The following is a 19,240-nucleotide window of genomic DNA, read 5'->3' as shown; positions in this document are numbered from 1 at the left end:
CGGTCACGCCTCCCAGACGGCGACGCCGGTGCGGTCGTCCGCGTAGCCCTTCACCCGCATCTGGGTGTCGGCGAGGAAGGCCGCGAGGCCCGGCGGCTCCCGGTCGGCCCAGCGGGCCGCGAGCTCGGTGCCGAGCGCGGGTTCGCCGCGGAGCGGCTCCGCGAAGCCGTTGGAGGCGAGCAGCAGGATGTCGCCGGGGCGGGCGACCGAGGCGCGGAACCGAAACGGTTCGGCGGGCGGCGGCAGGGGGTCCTCGACGAACGGGCCCGGTGGGGTGACGATGCCGAGGTCCACGGTGAGCCCCTCGGCGGGGGGCGCCTCCTCCGGTGCGGCCACCGGCGGACCTCCCCCGGCCTCCGGCCGGGGGGACCCCCATCTCGCTTCGCTCGCCACGACGGCCGCGCCGGTCAGCGCGCCGGACTCCGGGACCAGGGGCTCTATGTCGTGCCAGGCGCCGTCGCGGAGGCGGAACAGGCCCCCGCGGCCGATGCCGAAGAACACACGGGTGCGGCACTCCGGGTCGGCGGAGATCAGCAGACAGCGCAGGGTGGCGGTGTACTCCTCGGGGTCCACGCCCCGTTCGGCGGCGCGGTTGCGCAGCCGGCCGTAGGTGCGGTCGGTGAGCCGGTGCAGTCCGGACTTGAGGTCGCCGCGTCGGCCGGCCCGGATGTCCTCGGAGAGCCGGGCGTGGCTGCGGCCCACGGCCTCGCCGATCCAGCGGCAGACGTCGGCGGCGGCGAGATGGGCGCATTCGGCGGCGCGGACACCTCCGGCGACGGCGACGAGCACGAGCGCGGCCTCGTCGTGCCCGAACCGCGCGGTGAGCAGCGCGTCGCGGCGGGGCTCGCCGCGGTACCGGGCGGAGTCGCCCCGGACGGATGCGGCGCGCAGGGTGCAGGCTCCGTAGCGGGCCCCGTCGAGCACGGTGTCCGCCACGAGTTCGGCCAGCTCGCCGGGGCGGGCGGGGGGCAGCGCGGTGGGCTCGGCCTCGTACGTGGGCGGCCGGTCCCCGACATGGCCGGTACGGGGCCGGGGCACGGCGGCGGTCGCGGATTCGGGCGCGGGGGCGGGCGGCACGGGGGGCTCCGGCGGTACGGGCGGCTGCGCCGGCCGCGAGGGAAACGTCCGCGGCACCCGCGCCCCGGTCACCGGCACCTCCCACGGCGCCCGGCCCAGGGGGGCGGACGGGGGCGAGGCGGGAGAGGAGGGCGGCGGGCACACCGGTGGCTCGGGGCACGCCGGGGTCGCTGCTCCCGGTGTCACCGTGTCCACGCCGCCGGACGACGGCGGAGCACTGGGCGGCGGCGGAGCCGTCGGGGGCCGGGGCACCTCGGCTCCCCCCGACGGCAGGGCTGTCGGAAGGGGAGGACCCTCACCTCGCCGTGACGGCGGAGTCGTCGGAGGCGGGGGAACCTCGCCTCCGGGCCGCGTCTGTTCCACGGGCGGCGCGGGCGGGCCGTCGGCCGGAGGGTCCGGGAGGCCCGGCTCCCCCGGTTCCCCCGGTTCCCCCGGCTTCCCCGTCGCTCTCGTCGCCGAGGCGAAGCGGTCGTCCAAGGTGTCGCCCGACGACGTGGGCGCCGTGTCCGGGGCCGTTCCGTCGTAGAGCTTGTCCCACCAGTTGTCCCCCTGCTGAGTCATGCCCTTATTGTCCACCCCGAGGGGCATGCGAAAACGGGACATCAGGAAAAAGTGGTCCGCCGGGCGGCCCCACCCCCCACGGGAAGGTCGCCCGGCGGACCGGCGTGATCAGCGCACGTCGTAAGCGCGGACCACGGTCTGGGTGACGGAGTTGCCGTTGGCGTCGGTCAGTTCGGACTTCAGGGTGACCTGCTTGCCGGACGCGCCCGCGTGGTTCACGGTCGCGGTCCAGGCGTCGCCCTGCCGGCTGACCTGCGCCGCCGTCCAGGTGGCGCCACCGTCATAGGAGTAGGAGAGCTTCGCCGAGGTGAGCGCACCGGGCGTGTAGCCCGCGTGTCCGGTCACGGTGAGGCCGATGTGCCGGCCGTCGGTCGCGGCGAGGGTCTTGAGGCCGTCCTCCGGAAGGTCGTACCGGGGGAAGAGAATCGGGATGCCTTGAGAGTAGACGTTCTCATCCGCCTTGGAGGTGAATTTCCAGACGGAGTTGACGGAAGTCGAGCGGTTCCAGACCTTGCTGCTGAACTTCATCACGTTCTGTTCGAGCGTGTACTCCGCACTCTCGGACGGGACTTCGAAGACCCCGAACGGCCATGCGCTCGCACCGAGCACCTCGTCGCCCTTGCGCAGCCGGAGGTTGCCGACGTCGCCGAAGGAACCGGGCTCGCCGTGGTGGGTGTTGTCACCCCACATCGCGTCGGCGAAGCCGATCAGGTTGCCCTGGCGCTCGGACACGAGGACCGGCCTGCCGGCCGCGTCGCGCGGGGCGGTGGGGGCGACCACACCGTCGTACCAGCTCTCCGTGCGCTTCTCGCCCGCCCGGTACGCGTGCGGCGTGCCGATCATGAACTCGCCGAACGGGAAGCTGGAGCAGAGCATCTTGTCCCAGACGGTGTCCCCGGCCGTGTAGTACTCGGTGCGGGCGCCGGGCGCCGGAGCCGTCTCCAGGCCGGCGAAGCCCACCGCCGCGCCGCTCGGACGACGGGCGGAGCCGAAGTCGAGGAAGTCGTTGGCGATGCCCATGGCGGTGTACGTCGACTCGGTGCGGCCGAGTTCGGCGTCCCGGACGCGGTACGCCCGGTCGTCGCGGATCGCGCCGGACTCGGGGAACGCGAGGTTGTACACGTAGGGGCTCTTCGCCGTGGCCTTCCAGTGGAGTGTGACCTCGCCCGCGGCGAGCTTCTCCCGCAGCGCCGTGGCCTCGGCGGTCTCGACCGCGAGGACCGGCAGACCGGCGCTGCCGAAGCCGGCGGACGGGTACCAGCGGCCGGGGGCCGCGCGGTGGCCGAGGACGGCGACCGCGCCGGCGGCCTTGGCGTTGCGGGCGATCGTGGCCGAGAAGGTGTCGTCGTCCGGGAAGCGGACGAGCGCGACCTTGCCCTTGACCTGGGCGGCCGTCAGTTCGGCCGGGGTGCCCGCGCCCGCGTCGACCAGACCGGCCGTGCCGGTGCCGTCGAGGTTGTCGGAGCCGGTGGAGCCGGTGACCGGGTGCAGGGTGAGGCCGTCGGCGGTCGTCAGCGAGGAGACCTGCGGGGCGGCGGTGCGCCAGTAGCTGCCGAACTCGAAGTCGCCGTTCTCGGCGGCGCCTTCGACGGAGGCGTAGTAGCCGCGGAGGGTGCGCGGTCCGGCGGCGGTGCCGGCGTGCAGCCAGGTGTCGTCCCAGGAGCGGGCGAACGCCAGGGTCGCGCCGCGGACTTCGCCGGGCTTGTCGGTGCGCACGGACAGCTTGTGGGCCCTGCGGGCGTCGAGGGTGACGACGGTGTCCTTCTTCAGCTCCAGCTGCGGGCGGCCGAGGTAGCTGACCGAGTCGTTCAGCTCGGCGCCCGCTCCGGCGTCGGGGGTGGTGACGAAGGAGGAGAGGAAGTAGCTGCCGGGGCGCAGCCGGTAGACCTGGTCGGTGGCGCCCTCGTTGAAGCGGCGCTCGCCGGAGGCGGTGTCGGTCCCGATGACGTCGAGGGACGACGCGCCCGCCGCGGGCTTGCCCTGACGGTCGATCAGCTTGACGCGCAGGCTGACGGTCTCGGGCTCGACGTACAGCGAGAACGGGGTGGAGACGTGGACGCCGCCGGGGGCGGTGGCCACCACGCGGCCGGTGACGTCGCCGTACTGGGCGCGGTCGAGGCCGGCGGCGGGGTCGAGCTTCAGCGGGACCTCGGCGGTGCCGCCGGCCGGGACGGTGACGGTGCGCTGTCCGAGGCGGGCGACGGAGGAGCTGACGGCCGAGCCGTTGTTGCCGGTGACCTTCTCGACGGCCAGCGTCAACGTGACGGGCTTGTCGGAGGTGTTGGTGTACGGCACGGCGACCGTGGTGCGATCGGAGCTGTTCTGCGGCCAGTGGTAGGTGCCGCCCTGGACGGCGGAGGCCCCGAGGACGGTCTGCTCGATCGCGGCCCTGACGTCGAGCCGGCCGCCGCCGACCTCGCGGACGTCGCCGGGGACGCCGTTCTCGGCGGAGGAGACGAGCGCGGCCTTGATCTGCTGCGCGGTCCAGTCGGGGTGGCGCTGCTTGAGGATCGCGGCGGCGCCCGCGACGTGCGGGGTGGCCATCGACGTACCGGACATGCCCTGGTACGCGTACACGCCCCGGCCGCCGGCCGCGGCGGCGGAGATGCCGACCCCGGGGGCGGCGATCTCCGGCTTGAGGGTGTGGCTCAGCGTCGTCGGACCGCGGCTGGAGAAGTACGCGGTGGAGTCGTCGCGGTCGGTGGCGCCGACGGTGAGGACGCCGGGCGCGCAGCCGGGCGAGGAGACCGTGTTGAGCGAGGGGCCCGTGTTGCCGGCGGCGACGACGAACAACGTGCCCTTGTTCTGGGCGAGTTCTTCGGCGGCGATGCTCATCGGGTCGGTGCAGTCGGTCTCGGACGGGTTGCCGAGGCTCATGGAGACGACGTCGGCGCCCTGGGCGACGGCCCACTCCATGCCGGCGATGATCCAGGACGTGGCTCCGGAGCCGTAGTCGTTGAGGACCTTGCCGTTGAGGAGTTCGGCGCCGGGCGCGACGCCCTTCTTCTTGCCGCCGCTCGCTGCGCCGGAGCCGCCGACGGTGGAGATGGTGTGGGTGCCGTGGCCCTGGCGGTCGTCGGCGCTGTCGGAGTCGGTGAAGTTCTGCGCGGCGACGATGCGGCCCTTGAGGTCCGGGTGCTCGGCGTCGGCGCCGGTGTCGAGGACGGCGACCTTGGTGCCCTTGCCGTCGTAGCCGGCGGCCCAGGCCTCGGGGGCGTGGACCTGCTGGGTGGACCGCTCCAGGGTGGCCCGGACCTTGCGGTCGAGCCACAGCTTCTTCAGGCCGGAGGCGTTGCGGGCGGTCGGGGCCTCGACGTCCTTCCAGAACGCGGCGGCCTGCTTCTTGTCGGCGGCGAGGGCGACGCCGTGGACGGTCTTGAGGACCTTGCCACGCGTGGCGCCGCGCGGGGCGGCGGGCACGGAGCGGGCGACGTCGGAGCCGTACACGGCGATCAGCGGCAGGGTGGCCGTGGCGGTGTCGTCGTAGCCCTGCCGGATCAGTCCGGTGACGTTGAAGAGCTCGTGGTCGACGCGGCCCGCGGCGAGGGCGGCGGTCGCGCCCTCGGGGTACACGTACAGGTCCTCGCCGGTGCGGCGGGTCTGTACGAACGGCACGGTGCCGTCCTCACGGGGCAGGGCCGCGGCGGCCGGTGTGCCGGCGGCGTCGCGGGTGACCACGACCCGGTCGCCGGTGACGAGGGTGACGGTGCTCGACCTCTCCCCCGTGCGGGCGGCCTGGCTGCCGACCGGCGGACGCTTCTCGGCCGGGTCGTCCTGCGGCATGGCCGCGGTGGACGGCGCGACCGCGGTGACGGCCAGGACGGCAGCGGTCGCCGCGCCTAGCGCCGTACGCGATATCGGACGCATCGCTCTCCCCAGATGAAACCGGGCATGCACCGCCGAAACGGCGCGAACCCGGAGGCTGTTGGTGCTGCGGTGGCGCCACATTGGCAGAGGAGCGGGTGGTGCAGCGATGATGAGCCGAGGCGGGAATGCGCCGTGGCCGATTCCCGCCAGGCGCAGGTTGGAACGTGTGGGTCCGGTGAGGGGTGGGGCAGCGGTGCTGGGAGCGATAGGTCTCGACGAACGCCAGGAGTCCGCGTACCGCGCGCTGGTCGCCCTGGGGGCGGCCGAGGTCGCCGATCTCGCCCACCACCTGGCGCTTCCCGAGTACGACACGGAACGCGCGCTGCGGCGGCTGGAGGCGCAGGGGCTCGCGGCGCAGTCGACGGCGCGGACCGGCCGGTGGGTGGCCGCGCCACCCGGGGTGGCGCTGGGTGCGCTGCTGACGCAGCAGCGGCACGAGCTGGAGCAGGCGGAGCTGGCGGCGGCGCTGCTGGCGGAGGAGTACCGCGCGGAGGCGGCCGAGCCGGCGGTGCACGACCTGGTGGAGGTGGTGACCGGGCGGAGCGCGGTGGCGCACCGTTTCCTGCAGCTTCAGCTGGGGGCGACGGAGGAGGTCTGCGCGCTGGTCACCGGCAAGCCGATCGCGGTGACCGCGATCGAGAACGACGCGGAGGAGCGGGCGGCCAGCCGGGGCGTGTCGTACCGGGTGGTCCTGGAGCGCGAGGTGCTGATGGCGCCCTCGGGGCTCGGCGAGCTGACGGCGGCGCTGGGCCGCGAGGAGCAGATCCGGGTGGTCGACAAGGTGCCGACCAAGCTGGTGGTGGCGGACGGGACCCTGGCGATGGTGCCGCTGACCGGCCGGGGCGTGGAGCCGGCGGCCCTGGTGGTACACGCCAGCGGGCTGCTCGAGTCGCTGATGGGCCTCTTCGAGTCGGTGTGGCGGGAGGCGCTGCCGCTGCGCCTCGGGGCGGGCGCGCAGGTCACCCAGGCGGAGACCCCGGGCCCGGACGCCACGGACCTGGAGGTGCTGTCCCTGCTCCTCGCCGGCATGACGGACGCGAGCGTGGCGAAGCAGTTGGACCTGGGCCTGCGGACGGTACAGCGCCGGGTGAAGGGCCTGATGGAACTGACGGGCGTCACGACCAGGCTGCAGCTGGGCTGGCACGCCTACGAGAAGGGGTGGGTCTCGCGCCACTGACGGGGGCGTGGCGCCGGCCGGGTGGCTGCGGCGTTCGTCGGCGGGCCCGGCGGCGCGGGCCGAGTCGGTCCCTCCTCGCAGCCCGTTCGGGGGGTGCCGGCCTGCATGGACAGGGGAACTCGGTCACCCTTGGCAGATGGGGCAGATGGGTGTCTGGCAGCTCCTGCTGATCGCGATGGTCATGCTGCTCGGCCTGTTCGGCGTGCTGGTTCCCGGTCTGCCGGGACCGTGGCTGGTGTGGGCGGGCATGCTGTGGTGGTCGCTGAACGAGCAGACGAAGCTGGCCTGGATCCTGCTGGTCTCCTCGACCGCGCTGCTGCTCGTCACCCAGGTGGTGGTGTGGCAGCTGCCGCCCCGCAAGATCCGCGGCCTCGGGATCACCCGGCGGATGGTGGCCTCCGCCGGCCTGGGGGCGCTGCTCGGCTTCTTCCTCGTTCCGGTGATCGGCGCGATCCCGGGTTTCGTCGGCGGTGTGTACCTCACGGAACGGCAGCGGCTCGGCGGCCACGGTCAGGCCCGCGCGTCGACGCGCCGGCTGATGCGGGCGGTGGGCACGAGCGTGCTGGTGGAGCTGTTCGCGTGTCTGCTGATCGTCGGGGCATGGCTGGGGGCGGTGATCTGGGGCTGACGCGTCACCCCGCGTACGCGGCCTCCAGATACCTGGCGGCGTACGAGCGCCAGGGCCGCCACGCCTCCGGCGCCGGCTCCCCCGCCGGGCCGACGTCCGGGTCGCCGAGGGCGCGCCGGCGGATCGCGGCGGCCGCGGCCGGGGTGACGCCGTCGACGGCGAGCAGCGCCCGCTCGGCCCCGTCCCGGTCCGCGCCCGGGTCGAGCCGTACGGCCCCGGCGGCGAGCGCGGCGGCCAGCGGACCGGCGACGGGGTGCCCGGCGAGCGCGCCGGGCTCCGGGAACAGGTGCGTGAGGCCGCCGCACGGGGTGTCGAGGGCCGTGCCGTACGCCCCGACCAAGCGGGCGGCCTCGTCGGGGCCGAGCAGCACCCGCAGCGCGTACTCGTCGGGCGCGGCCGCGCCGGGCGACCGGACACCGGGCCGGGCGGCGACGCGCGGGGCGAGCAGGGGATCGGCGGCGAGCCGTTCGGCCACCGCGTACGGGTCGGCGTCCAGGTCGAACAGCCGCCGCAGCCGCTGGACGGCGGTGGTGAGGTCGCGCAGGTCGGCGAGGTGGATCCGGGCCTCCAGCCAGGCCCCGGGGGACGCCTCGTCGACGGCGGCGACGCCGTGGCCGTACGGGAGGCGCAGGGTGCGCCGGTAGGTGCGGGCGCCGGACGGGCCGGTGACCTCCTCGACGCCCGGCAGGGCCTCTAGGGCGAGCAGGTCGAAGACCTCGCGGGCCGCGTACGGGCCGCGGTGGGCGAGCCGCAGCGGGACGCCGGCCGCGGTACCGGTGCGGGTGCCGGCGCCCGTACCCGACTCGGCGCGCAGGGCGCTGGGGGTGCGGGCGTAGATCCGGCGGATGGTGTCGTTGAACTGCCGGACGCTGGCGAAACCCGCGGCGAAGGCGATGTCGGTGACCGGCAGCGCGGTCGTCTGGAGCAGCAGCCGCGCGGTGTGGGCGCGCTGGGCGCGGGCCAGGGCGATCGGCCCTGCGCCGAGCTCGGCGGTGAGCTGGCGCTGCACCTGGCGGGCGCTGTAACCGAGCCGGCCGGCGAGGCCGGGCACGCCCTCGCGGTCCACGACGCCGTCGCCGATGAGCCGCACGGCGCGGCCGACGACGTCGGCCCGGGCGTTCCACTCGGCGGAGCCGGGCACGGCGTCCGGCCGGCAGCGCCGGCAGGCCCGGAAGCCGTGGCCCTGCGCGGCGGCGGCGGTCGGGAAGAAGCACACGTTGGCGCGCTTGGGGGTGACGGCGGGGCAGCTGGGGCGGCAGTAGATCCCGGTGGTCCGGACCGCGAAGAAGAACGCCCCGTCGAACCGGGCGTCCCGGCTGCTGACCGCCTCGTACCTGCTGTCGTCGTCCGTCACGTCGTCGTCCCTCACATCCCCAGTGTGGGGGACGGGGCACGGGGCGACTCGCGGTTTTCGGACACCGCGCTCGCCGCCCCGTGCCGGACGGGACAGCGAGCCGCCGACGGGCGTGTCACCGCCCTGCGTCCCCGCGGCTCACCGGATGCGGCCACCCCGCTTCAGGGCCATCGCGGCGCGGCCCTCCGCGCCCCGGCGCTTCCAGGTCTTGAGCATCTCCGAGCGGACCCGGGCGTCGGTCTTGGCGACGATGCGCTCGTTCTCTCGGAGCAGCTTGCGGTAACTCTCCAGGCGGCGCACGGCCAGCGTGCCGTCCTCGATCGCCGCGGTGACGGCGCAGCCGGGCTCCTGCTCGTGGGCGCAGTCGTGGAAGCGGCAGTCCTCGGCCAGTTCCTCGATCTCCGCGAAGACCTGGCCCACGCCGCTCTCCGCGTCCCACAGGCCCACGCCGCGCAGCCCCGGCGTGTCGATCAGGGTGCCGCCGGCGGGCAGCAGGAGCAGGTTGCGGGTGGTGGTGGTGTGCCGGCCCTTGCCGTCGACGTCCCGGGCGGCCTGCACCTCCATGGTGTCCTCGCCGGTCAGGGTGTTGGCGAGGGTCGACTTCCCGGCGCCGGAGACGCCGAGGAGCACGCTGGTGCCGCCGGAGACGTGTCCCCGCAGCGTGTCGACGCCCTCCCCGGTCCGCGCGCTGAGCGGCAGCACCTCGACGCCGGGGGCGACCCGCTGCACGTCCTCGACGAGGTGCGACAGGGTGACCGGGTCGGGGACCAGGTCGGCCTTGCTGAGCACGACCATCGGCGTCGCCCCGGACTCCCAGGCCAGGGCGAGGAAGCGCTCGATCCGGCCGAGGTCGAGCTCGACGGCGAGCGAGACGGTGATGATCGCGTGGTCGACGTTGGCGGCGAGGATCTGCCCCTCGGACCGCTGGGAGGAGGTGGAGCGGGCGAACTCGGTCCGGCGCGGCAGGTAGGCGCGGACGTAGCGGGGGTTGCCGGCGGTCTCGACAGCGGCCCAGTCGCCGGTGCAGATCACCCGCAGCGGGTCGTGCGGGGTGACGAAGGCGGTGTCGGCGCGGACGAGTCCGTCCGCGGTGACGACGTCGCACTGGCCGCGGTCGACGCGGACGACACGGCCGGGGACGAGCCCTTCGGCGGCGTACGGGGCGAAGGCGGCCTGCCAGTCCTCGTCCCAGTCGTACGGGGCGAGCGGAGAGGCGGAAGCAGATGAAGCGGAAGAAGCGGATGACGCGTGGAGAGACAAGGGAAACCCTTCACAAGGGCGGCCCCGGCGACGCGCACACGGGCGCGGGAAAGTCTGGGTGAGTTCAGCCGGCGGCCACGGAGGTGGTGTGGACGGTCTTCTGGATGCGGGCAGTGCCCTGCGCGACGACAGCCATCGGTCACACCTCCTGGTTCGCTTCACCGGCCGCGGCGGCCGACGGCCGCTGCGGGAACGACGGGTACGTTACCCCTGCCTTCCGCCGGCCCGCCAACTCTTTTTCCCGCACCGCCCGCACCGCCCGCACCGCCCACACGGCCCGCACCGCCACACGGCTCGCACGTCTCCCACGGCCCGCACGGCTCCCGCGGGTCACACCTCGAACGCCAGCAGCGTCCCGGAGCGGGCGGCGAAGAGGCGGTCGCCGGTGAGGGCGCTCGACCAGTACGCGTCCGCGGAGCCTCCGGTGACGGGGTGGTGCCAGAGCCGGTCGCCGGTGGCGACGTGGAAGGCGTACAGGCCCTTCGCGTCCGTCGCCAGGTACAAGTCCCGTACTCCACCGATGAGTTGGAGTCCAACGAGGCCGCTTCCGGCCGTCCAGCGGGACGCCCCCGTACGGACGTCGACGGCGCGCAGGGCGCCCGCGTCCAGGATGCAGACGGTGTCGCCGGAGCGGGCCCAGCCGCGGCTGCCGCGGGCGGAGGTGCTCACGGTCCAGCGGGTCGCGCCGGTCTCGGGGTCGAAGGCGGCGAGCAGGCCGCCGGTGGAGCCGTTCGCGCCGGTGCCGGGGTAGGCGAACAGGGTGTCGCCGTCGAGGGTCAGCGCCCTGTTCCACATCAACAGGCGGCTGTTCGTCGGGGGCAGCGAGGTGGGCCGGCCCCGGCGTTCGGTGCCGTCGGACGGATCGAGGGCCACGAGCCTCATGGTGCCGTCGAGCCCGAAGAGCACCTCTCCGCTCGGCGGCGCGTACAGCACGACGAGGTCCTTGGACCAGCGGCGGACCCCGGTGTCCGGATCGAGCACGCTGTACCCGTTGAGGTCGGCGGTCCCGGTCGTCTGCGACGCACTGCCCCAGACGACGAGTCCGCCGTCCTTCGTGGCCCCGTCCACGGACAGCACCCCGTCCACGTCCGCCTGCCACTTCACCGCGCCGCTCGCCGCGTCCACACCGTGCAGGCGGTCGCCGCCGGTGGCGGCGACGAGCAGGGAGCCGTTCGCGAACTCCAGGCGCGGGGCGTTCCGTCCGGCCGGGGCCGCGGCCCACAGCTCGGCGCCGGAGCGCGCGTCGAGGGCGTGGATCCTGCCGTCGGTACGCAGGGTGTAGACACGCCTGTCGTCGGCGCGAGCATCGGTGTTCTGGCCGCCGAGGTCCTTCCAGAGCAGCTTGCCGGTGCCGCGGTCGAGGGCCCCGCCGGACGTCTTTCCCGCGACCAGCAGGGTGTTCGGGGTGTGGGCGATCAGGCCCATGCCGGGTTGCGGCAGGGTCGCGGTCCACAGGAGTCCGGGGAGGTCGGCGTCGGGTGTCTCCGGCTGCCGCAGCCACCAGGTGAGCCCGCCGGCGGCCGCGGCGGCCGTGAGCACCGCGCCGCCGCCGAGCAGCCGGCGGCGGCTGAGCAGCGGGCCGCGCAGCCGGTCGCGGAGCTCGGCCTCCGAGTCGTCGACCTGCTGCCGGACGGCGCCCAGCCAGCCCTCGGTCGTCCGCGGGCGCAGCCAGACCTGGAGTTCGGGGACGCTGGGCCGGCGGGCCGGGTCCTTGTCGAGGCAGGCGGCGACGAGTCCGTACAGCGCGGGCGGCACGCCGTCTAGGCGCGGCGGCTCGTGGGCGGTGCGGTAGAGCAGGGCGTGCAACTGGCCGGTGCCGAAGGGCGGTTCGCCGGTGGCGGCGTAGGCGAGGACCGCACCGAGGGAGAACACGTCGCCGGCGGGGGTGAGTTCGGCCCCGGTGGTCTGCTCGGGCGACATGAAGCCGGGCGAACCGACGATCTGGCCGTCGGCGGTGAGCACGGTGCCGTCGACGGCCCGGCTGATGCCGAAGTCGATGACGCGGGGGCCGTCCGCGGCGAGGAGGATGTTGGAGGGTTTCAGGTCCCGGTGGATCAGCCCCGCGCGATGGACGGCGGCCAGCGCCTCGGCGAGGCCCGCGCCGAGCACCCGCAGCGTCGGTTCGGGCATCGGCCCGTGCCGGCCGACGGCGGCGGTGAGCGAGGGGCCGGGGATGTACGCGGTGGCCAGCCAGGGCTGCGACCCCTCCGGGTCGGCGTCGACGACCGGTGCGGTGAACGCGCCGCCCACCGCGCGGGCCGCGTCCACCTCGGCCCGGAACCGCCGCCGGAAGCCGGGGTCGGCGCTCAGTTCGGGCCGGACGACCTTCACGGCGACGGCCCGGCCGCTGCGCGAGGCGGCCAGGTACACCCGGCCCATGCCGCCCGCGCCGAGCTCGCGGAGCACTCGGTACGGGCCGATGTACGTGCCGGGAGCGGTGGGGGTGGCACCGGCGGGAGCCGCGGGGGTGGGTGCGGCGGGCGTGGTCATCAGGTTTCGCTCCGGAACGCGTACAGAGTGGTGGAGGACGCGGCGTACACGGTGGTTCCGGCGGCCGTGACGGACCACTGGTTCGTGCTCGCCGTCTCGGCGCCGGCCGCCCGGCGCGCCCACAGCGGGCGGCCGTCGGAGGCCCGGAACACCATGACGCCCTGGGTGCCGAACGTCGGGATCGCCACCAGCGAGGCGGTGGCCGCCGGACCCGGGAGGGTGCCGCCGCCGGGGGCGAGGTTCGACGGGCTGGGGACGTGCCATTTCTGGCGGCCGTCGCCGAGGTCGAGGGCGAAGACGGTGTCCTGGCCGTCGGCGACGTAGCCCGTTCCGCCCACGACGGCGGTGCCGTTGAGGTGGGTGGTCTCGTTGACGGCGGTCCAGCGGGCGCGGCCGTCGGCGGCGCCGTACGCCTGCACCTTGACGGTCGTGAGGAGGACCGCGCCGCCGCCGACGGCGAGCTTCGGGTAGTCGCCGGGCCGGCTGACGCCCTTCGCCGTCCAGCGGACGGCGCCGGTCCGCAGGTTCAGCCCGAGCAGGTCGCCGTCGTCCTGGAGGTAGCAGCTGCCGCCGTCGGCGACGGCGCGGTAGTCGCTGCCGCCGGCGGTGCGGGACCAGAGCAGTCTGCCCGTGGCGAGGTCCACGGCCCGGACGCCCCAGGCGTCGCCGAGGGTGTTGAGGACGGCGACGGAGCCGGCGACGTCGAACACGCCGTTGACGCTCTCCGCGTACGAGGCGGCGCTGCGGCGGGTGGCGGTGTGGGCGAAGCGCAGCGTCCCGCGGGCGTCGAGGCCGATCAGGTACTCCCGGTCGTCGCCGCGGGCGCTGCCGAACAGCAGCGAGCCGTGCACGCCGAGCCACTTCGGCGGGCTGTCGACGTCGGACGGCAGCCGGGGAGCTGCCGTCCAGCGGGGCGCTCCGGTGGCGGCGTCGTGGCCGACCGCGGTCTGCCCGTTCCAGTACACGAGGGTGCTGCCGAGCAGGGCCACGCGGCCGTCGTCGAGCCGGCGGGCGAGCGGCCGCGTCCACAGCGGCTTCGGGGCGGGGGCCACGGCGGGGCTGCTCGCCCGGACCGTGGTGCCCGGCGCGGGGCCGGCGGCCGCCTGGTCGCGGCGGGACCACCAGAAGACGCCGCCTGCGGCGGTCCCGGCGAGGACGGTCCCGGCGGCGGCGAGCCCCAGGACGCTGCGGCGGCCCGGCGGCACCCCCATGCCGGCCGGGCCGCCGGGCCGGGTGACGGGCACCGGCGGGGCGGCGGCCAGGGCGGCGGCGTACGCCTCCCGGGCCGCGAGGTCCTGGCGCAGGCCGGGCGTGAGCAGCGCGGCCGGGTCGGCGGGCCCGAGGGCGGCCAGTACCTCGGAGACGGAGGGCCGGCGGGCCGGGTCCTTGTCGAGGCAGGCGGCGACGAGCGGGCGCAGTCCCCCGGGCACCTCGTCCAGGGAGGGCGGGGCGTGCACGGCGCGGTACAGGACCTCGGCGCCGGTGCCGGAGCCGAACGGGCCGGTACCGGTGGCCGCGTGGGCGAGCACGCAGCCGAGGGCGAACACGTCGGCGGGCGGCCCGGCCTCGCGGCTCGCCACGATCTGCTCCGGGGCCATGAAGCCGGGCGTGCCGATGACCGCGCCGGTGCGGGTGACCTGGGTGGCGTCGACGGCCCGGCTGATGCCGAAGTCGATGACGCGGGGCCCGTCGTCGGTGACGAGCACGTTGGCGGGCTTGAGGTCGCGGTGCACGACGCCGACGGCGTGGATGGCGAGCAGCGCCTCGCCGAGTCCGCTGCCCAGGGCGCGCAACGCCGGCTCGGACAGGGTGCCGTGGCGGTGGACGGCCTCGTGCAGGGAGGGCGCGGGGACGTACGCGGTGGCCAGCCAGGGCCGTTCGGCGTCGGCGTCCGCGTCGAGCACGGGCGGGGTGAAGAAGCCGCTGACCCGGCGGGCCGCGTCGGCCTCGCGGCGGAAGCGGCCGCGGAAGTCGGGGGTCTCGGCGTACGCGGCACGGACGACCTTCAGCGCGACGAGCCGCGCGCCGGGCGACCGCGCGAGGTACACCTCGCCCATGCCGCCCTCGCCGAGGAGCTGGAACACCTCGTAGGGGCCGATGCGGTGCGGGGTGAACGCGGGCGGCCGCGGGGCGGCGTACGGGAACGTGTACGCGTGCGTCGGGGAGGTCACCGGTGGCCCGGGGCGGGTCAGGAGAGCGCGCCGAGGACTTCGCGGGCGGCCGCGATCACGGACTCCTCGGCCTGCTGCTGCGTCGTGCCGGTCTCCTTGGGGTTGTAGTCGAACTGCACGCTGAGCGCGGCGTTGCCCTCGTGGACGAGCACCTCCGCCTGGGCGCTGTCGAAGGGCGCCTTGTCGACGTGGTGGACGACCGTGGCCTCCTGGCCGAATCCGTCGAGCGCCCGGCCGGTGTTGGTGCGCATGTCCTTCAGCGCGGTCAGGGCGGACTTCTTCTTCATGTCGTACAGGCCCTTGGCGTGCGGGCTGACGACCAGGTCCACCCGCAGGTTCAGCGCGGGGCCGCCGGAGCCCATGCGGGTGGTCCAGTGCGGCATCTTCGTGATCATCGTGGACAGGGTGGCGTTGTCGACGGGCGACGGCGTGCACTCCCCGCCGGGCACGAGCCGGGCGACGGTGGCCGGCTTGAGCAGGTCGCAGCCCTCGGGCACCTTCGTGTACGCCTTGCCGCCGGGCTCCGGCCGGGCGGCTCCCGGGCCTCCCGGGATGCCCGCGGGGTTCCCCGGCGCGGCGGTCGTGCCGTCGTCGCCCGACGTGGCGACGACCACCCCGATGACGACGGCGGCCACGAACGCCACGGCGCCCCCGATCAGCCAGGGCATCGGGACGCCCCCCGGACGTCCCGTGCCCGTCGCGCCGTTCTGCCCCGGGACCGGCGGGAGCGGCTGCGTCCACGCCGAGGTCGGCGCCGGGGTGCCGGCCGGAGGCAGCGGCTGGGTGGGGCCCGTCGGGACGGGCGGCTGCTGCGGGTGCATCGGGGTCTCGCTCACGGGGTGTCCCGCTCTCCGTTCGGCTGTCGGCGTCGGGGACGGCGTGAGCCGTCCTTGGGGGGGCCGGGGCTCGGCACGGGTACGTGCCGGGCCCGGGCGCGACGTGCCGAAGCGTCTCGCGGCGCGCTGCAATTCCGATGAATTCCCGCTGAAGCGCTCCGGCACCGCTGACCAGCGGCTTCGGCAAAAGGGAGGCCCCTACCCCGCCCCCGCCGGAAGAAACCTTTCCGTTACCCGATAGGTTGCGCGCGACGCCCGCGCGCCGACGCGCGGGGCACGGACACAAGGGGTGGGGCCGCATGAAGCGGCGGCGCGTGTGGGGCACGGCGATCGCCGTGGTCGCGGGGATCTCCGGGGTCCTGGTGTTCGGGGGGATCACCGGGAACGCGGACGGGGAGTACGACGGCAAGGCGCAGGGCCCTGTCGACACGAAGACCAGCAGCGTGGCGCTGAAGACCGCCGACGGCGGGCGCAGCGCCTCGCTGTCGCAGGAGGACACCGAGCCGTTCAGCATGCTCGGCGTCACCTGGGCCGACCCGGCCGCCCGGATGCCGGGCAAGGTCGAGGCGCGGGCCCGCGGCACGGAGTCCGGCGAGTGGTCGCGCTGGATCGAGCTGGACGACCACGGCACCTCCGACCCGACGGCCGAGCGCGGCGGCACCGAGCCCGCCTGGTTCGGCGCGTCCGACGGCGTCGAGGTCCGGGTGGTCGCGAGCGGCAGGGCGACCGCCGTGCTGCCGTCCGACCTGCGGCTGACGCTGGTCGACCCGGGTAAGGGCGGCGGCGCGAAGCCGCAGGCGATGGCGCCGGCCGGATTCTCGGCCGAGGAGAGCGCGACCCCGACCCCGACCGCTCCCGAGCCGGGCACCGAGAGCCCCGCACCCGAGCCGTCGACGCCCACCGCGACGCCCACGACGGAGGAGCCGCCGCCGGCGCAGTCCACCGAGCCCGCGCCGCCGGAGCCGAGCACCGGCACGTCGGAGTCGGCCGCGCCGTCCCCCTCGGCCTCCACCACCCCGGCCCCGGCGCCCACCGCGACCGGCCCGACGCCTCCGCCGTCGACGGCCGCCCGGCCGGCGATCACCTCGCGGGCCGGCTGGGGCGCGGACGAGTCGCTGAGCCCCGAGGCGCCGACGTACCTGCCGGGCGGGAAGATCAAGGCGGTCGCCGTGCACCACACGGCCGCCACGAACGACTACTCCTGCGCCGATTCGGCCGCCATCGTGCGCGGCATCTACGCCTATCACATCAAGCCGGCCAGCCAGGGCGGCAACGGCTGGAAGGACATCGGCTACCACTTCCTCGTCGACAAGTGCGGCACGATCTTCGAGGGCCGCAAGGGCGGCGTGGACCTGCCGGTGGTGGGCGCGCACACGTACGGCTTCAACAGCGAGACCACCAGCGTCTCGCTGATCGGCGACTACTCGACCACCGTGCCGTCGAAGTCGCAGCTGATCTCGGCCGCGCGGATCGCCGCGTGGAAGCTCGGCCAGTACGGCGTGGACCCGGCCGGGACGACCACGCTGACCGCCGGTGACGTCGGCACCAACTACTTCGGCAAGTCGTGGGCGAAGGGCGCCCAGCTGCCGTTCTCGACGGTCTTCGGTCACCGGGACGGCTTCAACACCCAGTGCCCGGGCACGGCCGGGTACGGCCAGCTGGCCACGATCCGCTCCTGGGCCGCCGGCCCGGTGGCGGGCCTGAAGGTCACCTCGGTCACCGGGGCGACGCAGTCCGGCGGTTCGTACTACACGCGCGGTCCGCTGACCGTCGCCTGGACGTCGACCACCCCGTCCGCCTTCGTCATCCGGCACGAGGTGCTGGTCGACGGCAACGTGGCCGCCACCGCCACCGGTTCGGCGACGTCCGCCTCGGTCACCGTCCCGGCCGGCAGCCACGCGGTCGCGGTGCGCGCGGTGCACACCTCGCGCAAGACCGTGACGACGCCCGCGCTGACCGCGGTCGGCGACACCACCGCACCGGTCTTCTCCACCACCCCGCGGGTCTACCTGCGGGCCGGCACGGTGAACGCCACCGCCGCGCCGGTCAGCCTGGTGTGGAAGGCGACGGACGCCGTCTCGCTGCGCGACGTCCGGCTGACCACGCCGGTGGCCGCCACGTACGGCCCGACGGTCACCACCGCCGCGCACACGGCGAAGCCGGCCGTCACCACGACGTGGACGCTCAACGCGTACGACCGGGCGGGCAACCGGACCACCGCGTCGGTCGGTTCGACACCGATGATCCTGCAGGAGACCTCCGCGGTCCGCTCCGGCACCTGGGCGGCGAAGTCGTCGACCAGCTACCTGGGCGGCAAGTCCCTGTCCAGCGGCACCAAGAACGCCTCGCTGAGCTGGACGTTCACCGGCCGCTCGGTCGCGTGGGTGGTGTCCCGGGCGTCCAACTCCGGCCAGGCGTACGTGTACGTGGACGGGGTGAAGCTCGCGACGGTCGACCTGCGGTCGACGACCACGAAGTACCGGGACGCGGTCTGGACCCGCAACTGGTCCTCGGCGGGCAAGCACACGGTGAAGATCGTGGTGGTCGGCACGGCCGGCCGGCCGACGGTCACCACCGACGGTCTCGTCTACCTGCGCTGAGCAGCGTCGGACGGGCGGCGCCGGCTCCCACCCCTCGCGGGTGCGGAGCCGGCGCCGTTCCGCGTCCGAGGGCGGCTCTGAGGCGGGTGACGAAGGGCTCGGTCCAGCGCGCGGCGAGCGGGCCGACGAGCACCATGAGCAGGACGTAGGCGGTGGCGAGGGGGCTGATCCGCGGATCGGTGGCGGCGGCGAGGCCGGCGATCACCACGGAGAACTCGCCGCGGGCCACCAGCGCCCCGCCGGCTCTCAGCCGGCCGCGCGCGCCGACGCCGGCCCGCCGGGCCGCGTACCAGCCGGTGGCGACCTTGGTGAGGACGGTGACGACGGCGAGCAGCGTCGCGACGCCGAGGACCGGCGGGATGGCGCCGGGGTCGGTGGACAGTCCGAAGAAGACGAAGAAGACCGCGGCGAACAGGTCGCGCAGCGGGGTGAGCAGCCGGTGCGCGCCCTCGGCGACCTCGCCGGAGAGCGCGATGCCGACGAGGAACGCGCCGACCGCGGCGGAGACCTGGAGCCGCTGGGCGATGCCGGCGACCAGGACGGTGAGGCCGAGCACGACGAGCAGCAGCATCTCGGGGTTGTCGGAGGAGACGGCGCGGCTGAGGTGGTGGCCGTGGCGGATCGCGACGTACAGCACGATGCCGACGGTGCCGAGGGCGACGACGAGGGCGATGCTGCCGCCGGCCAGTCCGATGCCGGCCACGAGGGCGGTGAGCAGCGGCAGGTAGACGGCCATGGAGAGGTCCTCGAGGACGAGGACGCCGAGGACGGCGGGGGTCTCGCGGTTGCCGAGCCGGCCGAGGTCGGCGAGGACCTTGGCGACGACGCCGGAGGACGAGATCCAGGTGACGCCGGCGAGCGCGACGGCGCCGACGGGGCCCCAGCCGAGCAGCAGGCCGGCGACCGCGCCGGGGGCGGCGTTGAGCACGAAGTCGACGAGGCCGGAGGGGTATTGGGTGCGCAGGCTGCCGACGAGTTCGGAGGCGGAGTACTCCAGGCCGAGGGTCATCAGGAGCAGGATCACGCCGATCTCCGCGCCGACGGCGACGAACTCCTCGCTGGCGTCGAGCGGCAGCAGGCCGCCCTTGCCGAAGGCGAGGCCGGCGAGCAGGTAGAGCGGGATGGGCGAGAGTCCGATGCGGGCGGCGAGCCGTCCGATCAGCCCGAGGGTGAGGAGCAGCGTGCCGAGTTCGAGCAGCAGGGCGGTGGTGTCGTGCAC

At 75.1% G+C, this 19,240-nt stretch carries 11 protein-coding genes; 3 read left to right on the top strand and 8 right to left on the bottom strand.

The window, feature by feature from the left end:
- Positions 1–3: 3 nt before the first annotated feature.
- Positions 4–1,638 carry a protein phosphatase 2C domain-containing protein gene (locus ABZO31_RS26355; protein WP_406863769.1) on the bottom strand — a complete coding sequence of 545 codons (1,635 nt, stop codon included), beginning with the start codon at positions 1,636–1,638 and terminating at the stop codon, positions 4–6.
- Positions 1,639–1,746: 108 nt separating this feature from the next.
- Positions 1,747–5,505 (bottom strand): S8 family peptidase, encoded by a 3,759-nt coding sequence (locus tag ABZO31_RS26350; RefSeq protein WP_406863768.1) that lies wholly within the window; start codon positions 5,503–5,505, stop codon positions 1,747–1,749.
- Between the two features lie 193 nt (positions 5,506–5,698).
- On the opposite strand from ABZO31_RS26350, the gene ABZO31_RS26345 reads away from it, so the two are divergent.
- Together ABZO31_RS26345 and ABZO31_RS26340 are read left to right on the top strand one after the other, a co-directional pair.
- Complete coding sequence (locus ABZO31_RS26345; protein ID WP_406863767.1) at positions 5,699–6,682, top strand: helix-turn-helix domain-containing protein; 984 nt, start codon at positions 5,699–5,701, stop codon at positions 6,680–6,682.
- 145 nt (positions 6,683–6,827) lie between these two features.
- Entirely contained in the window at positions 6,828–7,310 is a 483-nt protein-coding gene (locus tag ABZO31_RS26340; protein WP_406865475.1) for a DUF456 domain-containing protein, read from the top strand.
- 4 nt (positions 7,311–7,314) lie between these two features.
- Here the strand turns inward: ABZO31_RS26340 and ABZO31_RS26335 are convergent, their stop codons facing one another.
- The 5 genes from ABZO31_RS26335 to ABZO31_RS26315 all read right to left on the bottom strand — a co-directional run bounded on the left by ABZO31_RS26335 (position 7,315) and on the right by ABZO31_RS26315 (position 15,421).
- Positions 7,315–8,679 carry an AlkA N-terminal domain-containing protein gene (locus ABZO31_RS26335; RefSeq protein ID WP_406865576.1) on the bottom strand — a complete coding sequence of 455 codons (1,365 nt, stop codon included), beginning with the start codon at positions 8,677–8,679 and terminating at the stop codon, positions 7,315–7,317.
- A gap of 123 nt (positions 8,680–8,802) precedes the next feature.
- A complete protein-coding gene (gene rsgA, locus ABZO31_RS26330) occupies positions 8,803–9,924 on the bottom strand; it encodes a ribosome small subunit-dependent GTPase A (RefSeq protein ID WP_406863766.1) in 1,122 nt (373 codons plus the stop codon).
- Positions 9,925–10,254: 330 nt separating this feature from the next.
- Positions 10,255–12,414, bottom strand: coding sequence for a protein kinase domain-containing protein (locus ABZO31_RS26325; protein WP_406863765.1), 2,160 nt, complete (start codon positions 12,412–12,414; stop codon positions 10,255–10,257).
- Entirely contained in the window at positions 12,414–14,585 is a 2,172-nt protein-coding gene (locus ABZO31_RS26320; RefSeq protein ID WP_406863764.1) for a protein kinase domain-containing protein, read from the bottom strand. The genes ABZO31_RS26325 and ABZO31_RS26320 overlap by 1 nt, the downstream gene beginning before the upstream one ends.
- Before the next feature lie 17 nt (positions 14,586–14,602).
- Positions 14,603–15,421 carry a hypothetical protein gene (locus ABZO31_RS26315; RefSeq protein ID WP_406863763.1) on the bottom strand — a complete coding sequence of 273 codons (819 nt, stop codon included), beginning with the start codon at positions 15,419–15,421 and terminating at the stop codon, positions 14,603–14,605.
- A gap of 299 nt (positions 15,422–15,720) precedes the next feature.
- On the opposite strand from ABZO31_RS26315, the gene ABZO31_RS26310 reads away from it, so the two are divergent.
- Positions 15,721–18,021, top strand: coding sequence for an N-acetylmuramoyl-L-alanine amidase (locus ABZO31_RS26310; protein WP_406863762.1), 2,301 nt, complete (start codon positions 15,721–15,723; stop codon positions 18,019–18,021).
- Here the strand turns inward: ABZO31_RS26310 and ABZO31_RS26305 are convergent.
- Positions 17,990–19,240, bottom strand: a complete 1,251-nt coding sequence (locus ABZO31_RS26305; RefSeq protein WP_406863761.1) for a cation:proton antiporter — start codon at positions 19,238–19,240, stop codon at positions 17,990–17,992. The genes ABZO31_RS26310 and ABZO31_RS26305 overlap by 32 nt on opposite strands.

This window comes from Streptomyces solicamelliae, assembly GCF_045348655.1.
In the GTDB taxonomy this organism is placed as follows: Bacteria; Actinomycetota; Actinomycetes; order Streptomycetales; family Streptomycetaceae; genus Streptomyces; species Streptomyces solicamelliae.
This window is presented reverse-complemented; position numbering and strand designations above follow the sequence as displayed.